The 14,805-nt window shown below is 69.0% G+C and carries 13 protein-coding genes; 11 read left to right on the forward strand and 2 right to left on the reverse strand.

From position 1 onward, the window contains the following. Nucleotides 1-25: 25 nt before the first annotated feature. The 6 genes from AC1DMS_RS10465 to AC1DMS_RS10490 all read left to right on the forward strand — a co-directional run bounded on the left by AC1DMS_RS10465 (nt 26) and on the right by AC1DMS_RS10490 (nt 6,331). Nucleotides 26-934: a sulfurtransferase gene (locus tag AC1DMS_RS10465; protein WP_062362494.1), complete on the forward strand. Its 909-nt coding sequence runs from the start codon at nt 26-28 to the stop codon at nt 932-934. Continuing rightward, a complete protein-coding gene (locus tag AC1DMS_RS10470) occupies nt 931-1,512 on the forward strand; it encodes a DUF2796 domain-containing protein (RefSeq protein WP_278878088.1) in 582 nt (193 codons plus the stop codon). The genes AC1DMS_RS10465 and AC1DMS_RS10470 overlap by 4 nt, the downstream gene beginning before the upstream one ends. 4 nt (nt 1,513-1,516) lie before the next feature. Continuing rightward, a complete protein-coding gene (locus AC1DMS_RS10475) occupies nt 1,517-2,266 on the forward strand; it encodes an ABC transporter ATP-binding protein (RefSeq protein WP_062362498.1) in 750 nt (249 codons plus the stop codon). 1 nt (nt 2,267) lies between these two features. Continuing rightward, nucleotides 2,268-3,530 carry an ABC transporter permease gene (locus AC1DMS_RS10480; protein ID WP_369664288.1) on the forward strand — a complete coding sequence of 421 codons (1,263 nt, stop codon included), beginning with the start codon at nt 2,268-2,270 and terminating at the stop codon, nt 3,528-3,530. A gap of 3 nt (nt 3,531-3,533) precedes the next feature. Further along, nucleotides 3,534-4,175, forward strand: coding sequence for a DUF3299 domain-containing protein (locus AC1DMS_RS10485; protein ID WP_278878085.1), 642 nt, complete (start codon nt 3,534-3,536; stop codon nt 4,173-4,175). Between the two features lie 152 nt (nt 4,176-4,327). Further along, nucleotides 4,328-6,331 (forward strand): DUF3300 domain-containing protein, encoded by a 2,004-nt coding sequence (locus tag AC1DMS_RS10490; protein ID WP_478180971.1) that lies wholly within the window; start codon nt 4,328-4,330, stop codon nt 6,329-6,331. Nucleotides 6,332-6,352: 21 nt separating this feature from the next. Here the strand turns inward: AC1DMS_RS10490 and AC1DMS_RS10495 are convergent, their stop codons facing one another. Together AC1DMS_RS10495 and AC1DMS_RS10500 are read right to left on the reverse strand one after the other, a co-directional pair. After that, nucleotides 6,353-7,621 carry a glutamate carboxypeptidase gene (locus AC1DMS_RS10495; RefSeq protein WP_062362501.1) on the reverse strand — a complete coding sequence of 423 codons (1,269 nt, stop codon included), beginning with the start codon at nt 7,619-7,621 and terminating at the stop codon, nt 6,353-6,355. A gap of 97 nt (nt 7,622-7,718) precedes the next feature. Next, on the reverse strand, nt 7,719-8,453 hold the full coding sequence (locus tag AC1DMS_RS10500; RefSeq protein ID WP_062362503.1) for a helix-turn-helix domain-containing protein: 735 nt from the start codon (nt 8,451-8,453) through the stop codon (nt 7,719-7,721). A 203-nt stretch (nt 8,454-8,656) separates the two neighbouring features. On the opposite strand from AC1DMS_RS10500, the gene AC1DMS_RS10505 reads away from it, so the two are divergent. Genes AC1DMS_RS10505 through AC1DMS_RS10525 form a run of 5 tightly spaced genes read left to right on the forward strand, consistent with a single transcriptional unit; the run spans nt 8,657 to nt 14,798 of the window. Then, the gene (locus AC1DMS_RS10505) at nt 8,657-9,817 is read left to right on the forward strand and encodes an NAD(P)/FAD-dependent oxidoreductase (protein WP_062362505.1); all 1,161 of its coding nucleotides are present in this window, start codon (nt 8,657-8,659) and stop codon (nt 9,815-9,817) included. A gap of 33 nt (nt 9,818-9,850) precedes the next feature. After that, a complete protein-coding gene (locus AC1DMS_RS10510) occupies nt 9,851-11,302 on the forward strand; it encodes a M81 family metallopeptidase (protein ID WP_062362506.1) in 1,452 nt (483 codons plus the stop codon). A 32-nt stretch (nt 11,303-11,334) separates the two neighbouring features. Next, the gene (locus AC1DMS_RS10515) at nt 11,335-12,915 is read left to right on the forward strand and encodes an ABC transporter substrate-binding protein (RefSeq protein ID WP_062362509.1); all 1,581 of its coding nucleotides are present in this window, start codon (nt 11,335-11,337) and stop codon (nt 12,913-12,915) included. Nucleotides 12,916-12,936: 21 nt separating this feature from the next. Continuing rightward, nucleotides 12,937-13,872 carry an ABC transporter permease gene (locus tag AC1DMS_RS10520; protein ID WP_012746698.1) on the forward strand — a complete coding sequence of 312 codons (936 nt, stop codon included), beginning with the start codon at nt 12,937-12,939 and terminating at the stop codon, nt 13,870-13,872. A gap of 26 nt (nt 13,873-13,898) precedes the next feature. Next, entirely contained in the window at nt 13,899-14,798 is a 900-nt protein-coding gene (locus AC1DMS_RS10525; RefSeq protein ID WP_062362512.1) for an ABC transporter permease, read from the forward strand. Nucleotides 14,799-14,805: the final 7 nt, after the last annotated feature.

Here is a 14,805-nt window from a genome sequence, read left to right on the forward strand (position 1 = left end):
TCATCGACAACGAAGGAACCCCGCCATGTACACCACCCTCCTCAGCGTCGAACAACTCCAGCAGCTGCAGGCCGGCGACGCGCCCCACATGGTCTTCGACTGCAGCTTCGATCTCATGAAGCCCGAAGCCGGCGCGCAGCAATATGCCGCCGCCCACATCCCGGGCGCGGTGTACGCGAACCTCGACACCGACCTGAGCGCCAAGCACGGCATGCCGGGCGCGCAGGGCGACGTGGTCATCGCGCAGGAAGACGGCGTGCCGGCCTCGGGCGGGCGCCATCCGCTGCCCAGCCGCGAGAAGTTCGCGGCCTGGCTGTCGAGCATCGGCTTTTCCAACGACATGCAGGCCGTGGTGTACGACCGCAACGGCGCCAACTACTGCGGCCGGCTCTGGTGGATGCTCAAGTGGATGGGCCACGACGCGGTGGCCGTGCTCGACGGCGGCCTGCAGGCCTGGCAGGCCGCGGGCGGCGAAGTCACGAACCGCGAGGAGCCCGCGCACTTCCAGTCGAACTTCGTGATGGGCGAGCCGCTGGTGAAGCTCGTGGCCACCGACGTGGTGGCGCGCCGGCTCGGCCAGCCTGACCAGAACCTGATCGACGCGCGTGCCGCCGCACGTTATCGCGGAGAGGTGGAACCTCTGGACCCGATTGCGGGTCACATCCCCGGGGCTGTGAACCGGCCCTTCGCCGAGAACCTCGGCCCCGACGGCAAGTTCAAGCCGGCATCGCAATTGCGCGCCGAGTTCGAAGCGCTGCTCGCGGGACGCGATCCGGCGACGGTCGTCCACCAATGCGGCAGCGGCGTGAGCGCTGTGCCCAACCTGCTCGCGATGCAGATCGCGGGCCTTGGGACGACGGCGCTCTATGCCGGCAGCTGGAGCGAGTGGAGCAACACGCCGGGGCTGCCGACCCGGCAAGGCGCAGAACCATGAGCAAGACCCGACTTCGACGACGCATTTCATCCGGCCTCGCATTGGCCGCGGCGCTGTTCGCAGCCCCCTTTCTTTCCGCCCAGGCGCAGCAGCAGCATGCGCATGTGCACGGCCAGCTCAAGCTCGATGTGGCGATCGACGGACCCACGGTGGTGATCGACATGGAATCGCCACTGGACAACATCGTCGGCTTCGAGCGCGCGCCCAAGACCGACGCCGAGAAGAAGACCGCCGAAGACGCTATCGCCCAGCTGCGCGCAGCCGACAAGCTGTTTGCCATCGACCCGGCCGCCAACTGCAAGCTCGGCCCGGTCGAGCTGCGCTCCAGCGCACTGGGCCTTGGCAACCCCGACCCGGCAGAGCCCGCGGGCCATGCCGACCTCGACGCGACCTTTTCGTTCAACTGCACCCATGCGGCCGCGGCAAAGTTCATCGACGTGAATCTGTTCTCCGCCTTCAAGGGCACGCGCCAGATCGATTCGCAGATTGCATCCGCGCAAGGCCAGTTCAAGCGCCAGCTCAAGCGCCCGGCCGGCGCACAGGCCGCCCAGCCCGTTCGCCTGAACCTGGGCAAGTGACACTGTGAGCACCGTCCCCCAGGGCGAGGCCGCGCCGCCGCTGCGCGTGGTGCTCGCCGCCGAAGGGCTGCGCTTCTCGTGGCCCGGCATGCCAAGGCCGTGCATCGACATCGAGGCCTTGCGCATCACCGCGGGCGAGGCCGTCTTCCTGCACGGGCCGAGCGGCTGCGGCAAGAGCACGCTGCTGTCGCTTCTGGCCGGCGTGCTGGTGGCGGACGAAGGCCGCGTCACGCTGCTGGGGCACGACTGGTCGCAGCTCTCAGGCGCCGCGCGCGACCGCTGCCGCGTTGCGCACGTCGGCTACATCTTCCAGCAGTTCAACCTGCTGCCCTACCTGAACGTGCTCGACAACGTGCTGCTGCCCTGCCGCTTCTCGCAGCGGCGAGAGGCGCAGGCCGCACGCGGCGGCAGCGCGCGCGAAGAGGCCGAGCACCTGCTCGATCAGATGGGGCTCGACCGCAACCTCTGGAAGCGCCAGGCGATGCAGCTCTCCGTGGGCCAGCAGCAGCGCGTGGCCGCGGCGCGCGCGCTCATCGGCCAGCCCGAAGTGGTGATTGCCGACGAACCCACCTCTGCGCTCGACGAGGACCGGCGCGAAGCCTTCCTCGACGTGCTGCTGACGGCCTGCGCCGTGAACAACAGCGCGCTCGTGTTCGTGAGCCACGACCAGCGCATCGCGCAGCGCTTTGCGCGGCACGTGCTGCTGCCCGAGATCAACCGCGCGGCGCCCGCGGCCATGGCGGCGGACAGCTGAGATGAAGGCGCTTTTTTCCATTGCCTGGCGCAGCGCCTGGAACCGGCGCTTCACGCTGGCGCTCACGGTGTTCTCGATCGCGCTGTCGACCTTCCTGCTGCTCGGCGTGGAGCGCATCCGCACCGAGCTGCGCGAGAACTTCGCATCGTCCGTCTCGGGCACCGACCTGATCGTGGGCGCGCGCACCGGCGCCACGCAGCTGCTGCTGTACTCGGTGTTCCGCATCGGCGCGGCCACCAACAACATTTCCTGGAAGAGCGTGCAGGCCCTGGCCGCGCATCCGGGCGTCGACTGGGTGGTGCCGCTTTCGCTCGGCGACTCGCACCGCGGCTTCGCGGTGCTCGCAACCTCGCCCGAATACTTCGCGCGCTTTCGCTACGGCAACCGCCAGCCGCTCGCGCTGCGCGAGGGCAAGCCCTTCAGCGCGCTGTTCGATGCGGTGGTGGGCGCCGAGGTGGCCGACAAGCTCGGCTACCACGTCGGCCAGAGGATCACGCTCGCGCATGGCAGCGGCGAACTCAATGCGTCCGAGCATGCCGACAAGCCCTTCACCGTGGTGGGCGTGCTCGCGCGCACCGGCACGCCGGTCGACCGCACGGTGCACATCGGCCTCGAAGCGATGGAAGCGATCCACCTCGAATGGGTGGGCGGCGCGCCGATGCCGGGCGTGAAGATCCCGGCCGAGCAGGTGCGCAAGTTCGACCTCACGCCCAAGAACGTGACGGCCGCGCTCGTGGGCCTGAAGAACCGCTCGGCCGTGTTCGGCGTGCAGCGCTGGATCTCCACCTACACCGGCGAGCCGCTGATGGCCATCCTGCCCGGCGTGGCGCTCGACGAGCTGTGGAGCGTGATCGGCATCGGCGAGAACGCCCTGCTGCTGATGTCGGCGCTGGTGGCGCTGGTGAGCCTTGCGGGCCTGGTCTCGGTGGTGATGGCGGGGCTGAACGAAAGGCGGCGCGAGCTGGCCGTGCTGCGCGCCGTGGGTGCCGGCCTGCGCCATGTGCTAGCGCTGCTTGCGCTGGAGGGCGCCATGGTCACCGTGCTGGGCGTGGCCCTCGGCGTGGTGATGGCGGTGCTTGGCATTGCCCTGCTCGCGCCATGGCTGCAGGCGCAGTTCGGGCTGACATTGAGCCTTTCGCCACCTACACTGAACGAATGGCTGCTGATGGCGAGCCTGCTGGTCGCGGGCTGGCTGGCAAGCCTCTTGCCCGGCATCCGGGCCTATCGGCTCTCTTTGGCCGACGGCCTTTCCCCGAGGATTTAAACCATGCGCATCGCAAAAAAGAACTCCACGGTCAACGCCTTCACGCGGCTTTCGATGCTGCTGGCTGGCGCCGGCCTTGCCGCCGCCACATGGGCCGCCGACCCGGCACCCAAGGACACGACCGCATCGAACCCGCTCGGCGGCAAGGCCGCACCGCCTGCTGCCGCAGCCAAGGCTGCGCCGGGCCAGCCGCGCCAGATCACCTGGGAAGAGCTCGTGCCCAAGGACTGGGACCCGGCCAAGGAATTCAAGGGCATGGACCTGAGCGCGCTCAACGACGGCGACCCGCGCGCCAACGAGCTGCTCATGAAGATGCAGGAAGTGTCGAACAACGCACCGACCAACCCCTCCATGAACGGCGCGGACATCAAGATCCCGGGCTTCATCGTGCCGCTCGAGGAAGCCAAGGGCGAAGTGACCGAGTTCCTGCTCGTGCCCTACTTCGGCGCCTGCATCCACACGCCGCCGCCGCCGGCCAACCAGATCCTGCACGTGGTCACGCCCAAGGGCGCCAAGTTCCGCGCCATGGACACCGTGTGGGTCACCGGCAAGCTGCAGACGCTGCGCAACGATTCGATGATGGGCGTGAGCGGCTACCACGTGAACGCAACGAGCGTCAGCAAATACACAGGCGGCGCCAAGTAGAGCCTGGGGCTTGTGGTTCTGCGCCGACAGCGCAGGCGGCGCAACACCGACACAGACCGTTGCATCGACGATGCAGGCTGGCGTCGTCGCTACAGGTGGCGCGCCGTTGAAGAGTTTCGAAGGCGCGGCTTCTGCGCCCATAGGAACTCCAGATGACAACATCACTGCGCCGCACACCGCTCGCGCGGCTCCTGACGATCTCGCTGTGCATCGGCGCAATCGGCATCGCCGGCTGCAACAAGACCGACAGCACGCCTTCGGCCCCGGCACCTGCGCCCGCGCCTCCGGCAGCTGCCGCGCCGGCACCCGCGCCAGCCGCCCCCGCTCCCGCGGCCTACACGCCGCCCTCCGCCGAGCAGCTCTACCAGCTGGTCGCGCCCATCGCGCTGTACCCCGACAAGCTGGTGGCGCAGGTGCTGGCCGGCGCCACCTATCCCGACCAGATCACGGCCGCGCACGGCTGGCTCGCGCAGAACGCGTCCCTCAAGGGCGGCCCGCTCGCGGACGCGGCCAATCAGCAGCCCTGGGACCCGAGCGTGAAATCGCTCACCGCGTTCCGCCCGGTGCTGGACCAGATGGCCGGCAACATCGCGTGGACCGAAGCGCTCGGACAGGCCTACTACAACGATCCCGCCGACGTGATGAACGCGATCCAGGTCATGCGCCAGCGCGCATCGGCAGCGGGCCGGCTCAAGAACAACGACAAGCTGCGCGTGGCCAGCGCCGCCACACCGCGCAACTACGCACCGGCGCCTGACGTGCAGCCCGTCTATGCGGGCCCCGCCGTCGTCGAGCCGCCGCCGCAGTTCATCACCATCGAGCCTGCGCAGCCCGACGTGGTCTACGTGCCGAGCTACGACCCGCAGCGCATCTACGGCGAACCCGTGCCCGTGTATCCCGGCTATGCGTACACCCCGCCCGTCGAGGTTGCGCCCGGCTACAGCCGCGGCCAGATGGCGGCGGCCGGCGCGTTCACCTTCGGGCTCGGCGTGGTGGTGGGCGCCGCGCTCGAGCGGCACGACTGGGGCTGGCGCTCGTGGGACGTGAACTGGGGCGCGCCGCGCTACCGGGATCGCGACCGCGCGGTGCCGCCGGCCTATGCGCGGCCCGCCGTGGTCTACAACAACAGCACCTACATCTCGCGCTCGACGACCGTGGTCAACAACGTGCGCAATGTCTACAACAACAACGCGCCGCGCGGCCTGCCGCCGGGCGCGCCCCCGCCCAATTTCGCGGCCGCGCCGGGTCTGCCCCCGCCACAGAACGCCCAGTTCGCGCAACAGCAGCAACAGCAGCAACAGCAGCAACAACAGCAACGGGAGCAGCAGGCACGGCAGCAGCAAGCCTTCATGCGCCAGCAGCAGGAGCAGCAGCAAGCCGCACAACAAGCACAGCAGCTGCAGGCCCGCCAGCGCCAGCAGGAGCAGCAGGAGCGGCAGGCACGCCTTCAGCAGCACCCGCAGCAAGACCCATTGCAGCGCCAGCAAGCGCAACAGGCGCAGCAACAGGCGCAGCAACAGGCGCAGCAACAAGCACAGCGACAGGCGCGGCAACAGGCACGACAACAGGAGCGGCTGGCGCGGCAGCAGGCGCACAACACGCCCCCGCAAGCGCCGCAGGCCTTGCTTCAACAACAGCAGCAGCAGCAGGACCTCGCGCGGCGGCAGCAGGCGGCCCAGCAGCAACAGCAACAGCAACAGGCGCGCGCGGCCAGCCAGGCCCAGCAGCAGCAGGCCATGCAGGAGCGCCAGCAACAAAGGCAATCGGCGCAGCAGGAGCAATCACGGCGCCAGCAGATGCAGCAACAGCAAGCCCAGCAGCAGGCCCGCGTGCTCCAGCAGCAGCAAGCGCAACAGCAGCAGATGCAGCGGCAGCAGGCGCAGCAGCAGGCCCGGCAACAGCAGCATCAAGAGCAACTGCAGCGGCAGCAGCAAGAAGCGCAAGCAGCACGCCAGCAGCAACAGCGGCAGCAGGCGATCCAACAACAGCAGCAACAGCAGCAGCAACGCCAACAGCAACAGGCTCAACAGCAAGCGCAGCAGGCACAGCAAATCCGCCAGCAGCAGCAACAGGCCCAGCAGCACGCGGCCGCCGCCGCAGCGGCCCATCGGCGCCCGCCCGGCCGCCCCGGCGAACCGCCCAAGGACCAGCCCTGAAGGCGGCGGCCGCGAGGCCGGTTACTGCTTGCCGATTTCCGTCAGCAACCGGGTGACGAGATAAAGGCGCGGCACGATCGAGTCGACCTCGATGTATTCGTCGCGTGCGTGATAGCCGAAGCCCGCGAGGCCGAAGCTCTCGACCACGGTGGCCTTGCCGGAGCGGCCCGCATAGCCCGCATCGGTGCCGCCGCCGGTCATGGGCGTGAGCGCGAGCTCGCGGTCGATCTCCTTGTAGATGGCCTGGGCCTTCTCGCCCAGCGCGCGGCCCTTCTCGCCCGCCACGAAAGCCGGGCGGCCCACTTCCACCTTGAGCGTGGTCTCGGTGTCGGGCACCAGCTTGCCGCTCGCGAGCTTCGCCTGCAGCGCGGCTTCGAGCTTCTTCTCGGCGCCGGGCTGCGTGATGCGGATGTCGCCGAGCGCCTGCGCCTTCTCGGTGATCTGGTTGATCGGGCCGGTGGCGCGCGCCACGGTCCAGTTGAGTGCCACGCCGGGGATGTCCTTGGCCACGTCGCGGGTCTGCAGCAGCTGGTACGACAGCTCGTACAGCGCGTTGCGGCCCAGCTCGGGTGCGGCGCCCGCATGCGATGCGCGGCCCTTCACGTCGAGCGTGGCTTGCGCGATGCCGGCCGCGCCCAGCAGCAGCGATTCGCCCTTGGCCACCGACTTGGCGGCGGTGGGCTCGAAGGACAGCACCGTGTCGTGCTGGTCGGCCATGGTTGCGATGAGCTCGCCCGAGCCCACCGAGCCCACTTCCTCGTCGGGGTTCATGAGCACCGTGAGCGTGTCGTAGTCGCGCCAGCCCGCATCGGCCAGGATCTTCAGCGAAGCCATCATGACCGCGAGCCCGCCCTTGTCGTCCGCGATGCCCGGCCCGTAGATGCGGTTGCCGTCGACCTTGTAGGGCTGGCTGTTCAGGATGCCGGCGGCGTACACCGTGTCCATGTGGCCCTGCAGCATGATCCTGCGCTTGCCCGTGCCCTTGAGGGTGCCGATGACGATGTCGGCGCCCGCGCCCGCCGTGGCCTTGCGCCGCTCCGTCTTGAAGCCCGCGGCCTTCAGGCGCGCTTCCACCACGTCGGCCATCTTGAGCAGGCCGTCGACGTTGAGGCTGCCCGATTCGATCAGCACCATTTCCTTGAGGTTGTCGATCACCGCGGGCTGCGCCTTTTCGGCGGCGGCGAGCAGCTTGGCATCGGGCGCGGCGTGCACGGCGGCGGCGGCGCCAAGGGCGAGGCTGCAGGCCAGCGACACGGACCGCAGGGCAAGGAAGGACGAGGGCAGGTTCATGATGGTTTCTTGTCGGAGTGATTGGCGGGCGCCAGCATAGCGACCCTCGCCAGCATTCGCGCGCAAATCGGCGACAGCAGGACGGCGCGGCGAAGCGTCAGGCCCCGCGGCCTCGCGTGGCTTTCTTCGTGGCGGCTGCGGGCTTGGATCTGGGCGGCACCTTCCCCACCGGCCCGGAAGCAGGCGCCTCGCGCGCCGACCGCATGTGCCCGCTCTCCGCCGTGGTCATGCCCACGATCTTCGCGAGCTGCCGGCTCACGCTCACATAGGCATGGCCGAGCCGGCTGTCGAAATACAGCGAGTCGCCGCGCGCAAGCTGCACCACTTCGCCGTTCTCGAAGTGCACCTCGATCTCGCCCGACAGCACATAGGCGAATTCCTCGCCCGCATGCCGCACGAAGTCTTCCGGCCCATGGATGCGCCGCGCATGCACCGTGCCCACGATGGGGCTCATCTGCTTGCCGGCCGCCGTGGTGCCGAGGAATTCGTAGGCGATCGAGAGGCCCCGGTACACCACGCCCTTGCCGGCGCGCGTGACGACCGGCCCGTCGAGCTGCGCGGGCTTGACGCCGGCGCCCGCGAACATGGCGTTCATGTCCATCTCGAGCGCGCGGCCGAGTGCGGTGAAGTTCTCGTAGCCCAGCGCGAGCTGGCCGCGCTCGGCGCGCGAGATGGTGGTGATCGACACGCCCGAGCGCTCGGCCAGCTGCGCCAGCGTCCAGCCGAAGCGCTTGCGCGCGGCGCGCAGCCGATGGCCGAAAGTGGTGCGGTCCAGCGTGGGCGCCTCGTCCTTCGGCCTTGTTCCCGGCTTGGTCCCTGTGTGTGGATTCACGCTTGGCTTTCTCTTGTGGTGCAGCGCAATTCTGCCAGCCCGGCGCCGCGCCATCCATGACAGCCCGCACGGCGCAGGCCTGGAATTTGCGTATGCGCAAATTGCGTTGACGCAAATTTCACCGATGCGGTGCACCATGGTTTCCCCTTGGTGCGTCCTGTTTTATTTGCGTATCCGCAAATTTCTACCTACACTTTTCGCCGATGACTGCAAACTCCAAAGCGCCCACGGTGGCCGACTACCTTGTGATTGGCGGCGGCATTGCCGGGGCTTCGGTGGCCCACTGGCTCGCCCCGCATGCCCGCGTTATCCTGCTCGAACGCGAAGCCCAGCCGGGCTACCACTCCACCGGCCGCTCGGCCGCGCTCTTCATGGAAAGCTACGGCACCGCGCAGGTGCGCGCCCTCACCATGGCGAGCCGCGCCTTTCTCGAGCATCCGCCCGAAGGCTTTTCCGAGCACCCGCTGCTCACGCCGCGCGGCGCGATGATGGTCGCGAGCACCGAGCACCTGGCCGAGCTCGAGGCCCACTGGAACGTGCTGCGCGCCATGAACACCGGCGCCACGCGGCTTGGCAGCGAAGAAGCGCTGGCAATGGTGCCTGCGCTCAGGCCCGGGCAGGTGGCCGGCGCCGTCTACGAACCCGACGCCGCCGACATGGACGTGCACGCCATCCACCAGGGCTACCTGCGCGGCATGCGGCAGGCCGGCGGCAAGCTGGTGTGCGATGCCGGCGTGACGGCCATCGAACGCATCGGCGAGCGCTGGCGCGTGACGGCTGGCGGCAATGTCTACGAAGCACCGGTGCTGCTCAACGCCGCGGGCGCCTGGGTCGACACCATCGCGCGGATGGCCGGTGTGAAGCCCATCGGCATCGAGCCGCGCCGGCGCTCGGCCTTCGTCTTCGCGCCGCCCGAAGGCAGCAGCGTCGCGCACTGGCCCATGGTGTTCGGCGCCGACGAAGGCTGGTACATCAAGCCCGATGCCGGCATGCTGCTCGGCTCGCCGGCCAATGCCGACCTGGTCGAGCCGCAGGACGTGCAGCCCGAGGAGCTGGACATCGCCTTCGCGATCCACCGCATCGAGGAAGCGACCACGCTCGCCATCCGCCGGCCCGCGCGCACCTGGGCCGGCCTGCGCTCCTTCGTGGCCGACGGCGACCTGGTGGGCGGCTTCGATCCGGACGCGCCGGGCTTCTTCTGGGTTGCGGCGCAGGGCGGCTACGGCATCCAGACCTCGGCGGCCATGGGCGAGGCCTGCGCCGCGCTGGCGCGCGGACTGCCGCTGCCCGAACGCATCGCGGGCTTCGGCCTCACGGCCGAGATGCTCGGGCCGCAGCGGCTGCGCACGGCCGCAGCCGGCTGACAAGAACACTCCCACCACCACAGAGACAAACCCATGCGTGTCTTCAGCGCCTCCCTGGCCACCGAAACCAACACCTTCGGCCCGATGCCGACCGGCCTCGCCTCCTTCAAGGACCGCGGCTACTTCCCGGCCGGCCGGCATCCGGACGCGATGACGCTGTTCTCGGGCCCGCTGTGGGCCGCACGCATGCGCGGCGCCGACCGCGGCTGGGAGCTGTTCGAAGGCATGGTGGCCGGCGCGCAGCCCAGCGGCACCACCACGCGCCACGCCTACGAAACGCTGCGCGACGAGTTGCTGGCCGACCTGCGTGCGGTGCTGCCGGTCGACATGGTGCTGCTCGGCCTGCACGGCGCGATGGTGGCCGACGGCTACGACGACTGCGAAGGCGACCTGCTGGCGCGTGTGCGGCAGATCGTCGGGCCGGGCGTGGTGATCGGCGCCGAGCTCGATCCGCACAACCACCTCACGCCGCAGATGGTAGCCAACGCCGACCTGATGATCTCGTTCAAGGAATATCCGCACACCGACGTGCTCGAACGCGGCCTGGAGCTGGTGGACATCTGCGCCGCGATGGCCGAAGGCAAGGTGAAGCCGGTGGCCGCGGTGGTCGACTGCGACATGATCGTCACGGTGCACACCTCGCGCGAGCCGGCGCGCGGCTTCGTCGAGCGCATGCAGTCGCTCGAGGGCAAGGACGGCGTGCTGTCGATCTCGCTCACGCATGGCTTCTCGTGGGGCGACGTGCCCGAGATGGGCACCAAGGTGCTGGTCTACACCGACGGCGACCAGGCCAAGGCCGATGCGCTGGCCCGCCAGCTGGCCGACGAAGTCATCGCCATGCGCGAGGGCCTCGCGATCGACTACCCGGGCATCGACGCCTCGCTCGACCAGGCGCTGGCCTTCGACGGCGGCCCGGTGGTGCTGTCCGACGGCGCCGACAACCCCGGCGGCGGCGCGGCCAGCGACTCCACCTTCATCCTGCGCCGCATGGTCGAGCGCGGCATCACCAACGCGGCCATTGGCCCGATGTGGGATCCGATCGCGGTGCGCATTGCCTTCGATGCAGGCGTGGGCGCCAAGCTCGCGATGCGCATCGGCGGCAAGATCAGCCCGCTGTCGGGCGACCCGATCGACCTCGACTGCACCGTGAAGGCGCTCAAGCACGACCTGGTGATGACGGGCCTCGCGGGCACGCCCACGCTCATGGGCGACAGCGCGCTGGTCGAGGCCAACGGCATCGAGATCGTGCTGATCACGCTGCGCAACCAGGCCATGGGCACCGACCTGTTCACGCAGCTGGGCTGCGACCTTGCGGCCAAGAAGATCATCGTCGTGAAGTCGTCGCAGCACTTCTATGCCTCGTACTCGAAAGTCGCGAAGCACGTGATCTACGCCGGCGCTCCCGGTGCAGTGACGCTCGACCTCAACACCCTGCCCTACCGCAAGGCGCGCCTGCCCAAGTGGCCCATCGGCGTCGCCGCCTGACCTTTTCTTTCGCCCCCAACGGAGAACCGACGATGAAACGACGAACGCTTGCCGCCCTTGCCACCCTGGCGCTTTCCGCCGCGTGCCTGCCGGCCCTCGCCCAGACGCCGGCGCCCAAGACGCTCAAGGTGGTGGCGCATGCCGACCTGAAGATCCTCGACCCGACCTTCACCACCGCCTACATCTCGCGCAACTTCGGCTACATGGTCTACGACACGCTGTTCGCGCAGGATGCAAACGGCAAGCCGCAGCCGCAGATGGCCGAGAAGTACACCAGCTCCAAGGACGGCAAGCAGTGGAGCTTCACGCTGCGCCCGGGCCTGAAGTTCTCCGACGGCGCCGCCGTGACCTCGGCCGATGCCATTGCCTCGCTGCAGCGCTGGGCCGCGCGCGACAGCATCGGCCGCGCCATGGTGGCGGGCGGCGCCGAGTGGAAGGCGGTGGATGCGCGCACCTTCACGCTCACGCTCGCCGAGCCCTTCGGCCTGGTGCTCGAGGGCCTGGCCAAGCCCTCGAGCTTTCCGCCCGTGATCCTGCCCGAGCGGCTCGCGAAGATGCCCGCCACGGCGCCGCTGCCCGAGGTGATCGGCTCCGGCCCCTTCATCTTCAAGCGCGACGAATGGGTGCCGGGCAACAAGACCGTCTTCGTGCGCAACCCCAACTACCTGCCGCGCAGCGAACCGCCGAGCGGCCTGGCCGGCAGCAAGAAGACCAGCTTCGACCGCGTGGAATGGCTCTACCTGCCCGACGCCAACAGCGCCATCGCGGCGCTCAAGCGCGGCGAGGTCGACCTGGTGGAGCAGGTGCCACCCGACTACATCGCGCCGCTGCGCACCGACCCCGGCGTGAAGATCGGCTCGGGCGGCACCTACCAGGGCTTCCTGGTCATGAACCACCTGCTGCCGCCCTTCAACAACCCGAAGATCCGCCAGGCGCTGCTGCAGGCCGTGAGCCAGGAGCGCATCGTCGCGGCCATGGGCTATCCGCTGGACATGCGCATGGCCTACTGCCCGACCTTCTTCATCTGCGGCAGCCCCAACGAAACCCCCGCGGGCGCCGAGCCCTACCGCAAGGCCGACGTGGCCAAGGCCAAGAAGCTGCTCGCGGACGCGGGCTACAAGGGCGAGAAGGTCACCATCCTGGTGCCGAGCGACGTCACCTACCTCAATGCCGAGGCGCTGATGGCCGCACAGACCATGCGCAGCATCGGCATGAACGTCGATGCGCAGACCATGGACTGGGCCTCCATCGGCGCGCGCCGCGCCAAGCGCGACGCGCCGGAAGCGGGCGGCTGGAACATGTACGTCACCGTGGCCGGCGAGTTCGACGTCAACTCCCCCATCACCAACGCCTACCTGAGCGCGGCCTGCGGCAACACGCTGCCCGGCTGGCCCTGCGACAAGACGCTCGATGACCTGCGCAACGCCTGGCTGAAGGAAACCGTGCCGGCCAAGCGGCGCGAGATCCTCGACGCCTTCCAGGCCCGTGCCTATGAAACGGTGCCCTACATCAACGCAGGCCAGTACACGGCCGCGTTTGCCGCCCGCGCCAGCCTCAAGGGCACCGACAAGCTCTGGGCCGGCATGCCGACGGTCTGGATGCTCGACAAGTAAGCGGCACCACACGGCAGCACCATGGGCTACATCCTCAGGCGATTTCTCTCGACGCTGCCGGTGATGGCAGTGGTGGCGGTGGTGGTGTTCCTGCTGATCCACCTGTCGCCGGGCGACCCGGCGGCGCTGATCGCGGGCGACCTGGCCTCCGTCGAAGATATCGAGAAGCTGCGCGCCGCGCTGGGACTGAACCTGCCGCTGTGGCAGCAGTTCGCGATCTGGCTCGGCAAGCTCTTCACGGGCGACCTCGGCACCTCGATCTTCACGCAGGTGCCGGTGGCGCAGCTGCTCGCGCAGCGGCTGGAGCCCACGGTGTCGATCGCGGTGCTGACCATGGCGCTCACGCTGGTGCTGGCGGTGCCGCTGGGCACGCTCGCGGCCTACCGCGCGGGCAGCTGGATCGACCGGCTCGTGATGCTGTTCGCGGTGCTCGCGTTCTCGGTGCCGGTGTTCCTGGTGGGCTACCTGCTGATCTACGCTTTTGCGATCCAGCTGCCGTGGTTTCCGGTGCAAGGCTACGTGCGCTTTTCCGACAGCCCTGGGCAGTGGCTGCGCGGCCTGGTGCTGCCCTGCGTGAACCTCGCGCTGGTGTACATCGCGCTCGTCACACGCATGACGCGCGCCACCGTGCTCGAGGTGCTGCATGAAGACTACATCCGCACCGCGCGCGCCAAGGGCCTGGGCGTGCTGCCGGTGCTGGGCCATGCGCTGCGCAACGCGGCCATTCCCATCGCCACCACGGTGGGCGTGGGCATCGCCCTGTTGATCGGCGGCGTGGTGGTGACGGAGACGGTGTTCGCCATTCCGGGCGTGGGCCGCCTCGTGATCGATTCGGTGCAGCGCCACGACTACCCGGTGATCCAGAGCGTGCTGCTGCTGTCGGCCGGCGTGTACGTGCTGATCAACCTGCTGATCGACCTGAGCTACCGCTTGTTCGATCCGCGCATCACGTACTAGATGTCCTCATGTCCACCGTACTTCCGATGAGTGAACTTCCACCACCCGTTGCCACCGCCGCGCCCGTGGCCATGGCCGACGAAGCGCCCTTCGTGCCGCCGCGCTGGCGCTGGGTGCGCAAGCATCCGACGCTGATCGTCGGCGGGCTGCTGCTGGTGGCAGTGGCCGCCGTCTCCATCGGCGCGCCCTGGATCGCCACCTTCGATCCGCAGGACATCGATCCGCTCGCGCGCATGCAGCCGCCCTCGGCCGAGCACCTGTTCGGCACCGATGCGCTCGGCCGCGACGTGTTCAGCCGCGCCGTGTGGGGCGGGCAGGTGTCGATGATCGTCGGCGCCTCGGTTGCGCTGCTCGCCACCTTCTTCGGCGTATTGATCGGCCTTTTCGCGGGCTTCGTGCGCTGGGCCGACGGGCCGGTGATGCGCGTGATGGACGGGCTCATGGCCATTCCCGGCATCCTGCTGGCCATTGCGCTCATGGCGGTGACGCGCGCCAGCCTCACGACGGTGATCGTCGCCATCACGGTGCCGGAGATCCCGCGCGTGGTGCGGCTGGTGCGCTCGCTCGCGCTCACCCTGCGCGAGCAGCTGTATGTCGAGGCCGCGCATGCGGTCGGTACGCGCTTGCCGGTGATCCTGCTGCGCCACGTGCTGCCCAACATGGTGGCGCCCTTGATCGTGCAGTCGACCTTCGTGGCCGCCGCCGCGGTGCTGACCGAAGCGGCGCTTTCCTTCCTTGGCGTGGGCGTGCCGGCGCAGACGCCGAGCTGGGGCAACATGATGGCCGAGGGCCGCAACTTCGTGGCGGTGGCGTTCCACATCATCCTGTACCCGGGCCTGCTGCTGGCGGCCACGGTGCTGGCAATCAACCTGCTGGGCGACGGCCTGCGCGATGCGCTCGACCCGCGCCTGGCGCGGCAGCTGTGAGGCCCGC

It is taken from the genome of Variovorax sp. 05T418, assembly GCF_056396385.1.

Excerpts from the sequence above, each read along its gene's own strand:
- AC1DMS_RS10465 (WP_062362494.1), top strand. The coding sequence starts at position 26 with ATGTACACCACCCTCCTCAGCGTCGAACAACTCCAGCAGCTGCAGGCC.
- AC1DMS_RS10470 (WP_278878088.1), top strand. The coding sequence starts at position 931 with ATGAGCAAGACCCGACTTCGACGACGCATTTCATCCGGCCTCGCATTG.
- AC1DMS_RS10480 (WP_369664288.1), top strand. The coding sequence starts at position 2,268 with ATGAAGGCGCTTTTTTCCATTGCCTGGCGCAGCGCCTGGAACCGGCGC.
- AC1DMS_RS10485 (WP_278878085.1), top strand. The coding sequence starts at position 3,534 with ATGCGCATCGCAAAAAAGAACTCCACGGTCAACGCCTTCACGCGGCTT.
- AC1DMS_RS10490 (WP_478180971.1), top strand. The coding sequence starts at position 4,328 with ATGACAACATCACTGCGCCGCACACCGCTCGCGCGGCTCCTGACGATC.
- AC1DMS_RS10495 (WP_062362501.1), bottom strand. The coding sequence starts at position 7,621 with ATGAACCTGCCCTCGTCCTTCCTTGCCCTGCGGTCCGTGTCGCTGGCC.
- AC1DMS_RS10505 (WP_062362505.1), top strand. The coding sequence starts at position 8,657 with ATGACTGCAAACTCCAAAGCGCCCACGGTGGCCGACTACCTTGTGATT.
- AC1DMS_RS10510 (WP_062362506.1), top strand. The coding sequence starts at position 9,851 with ATGCGTGTCTTCAGCGCCTCCCTGGCCACCGAAACCAACACCTTCGGC.
- AC1DMS_RS10515 (WP_062362509.1), top strand. The coding sequence starts at position 11,335 with ATGAAACGACGAACGCTTGCCGCCCTTGCCACCCTGGCGCTTTCCGCC.
- AC1DMS_RS10520 (WP_012746698.1), top strand. The coding sequence starts at position 12,937 with ATGGGCTACATCCTCAGGCGATTTCTCTCGACGCTGCCGGTGATGGCA.
- AC1DMS_RS10525 (WP_062362512.1), top strand. The coding sequence starts at position 13,899 with ATGAGTGAACTTCCACCACCCGTTGCCACCGCCGCGCCCGTGGCCATG.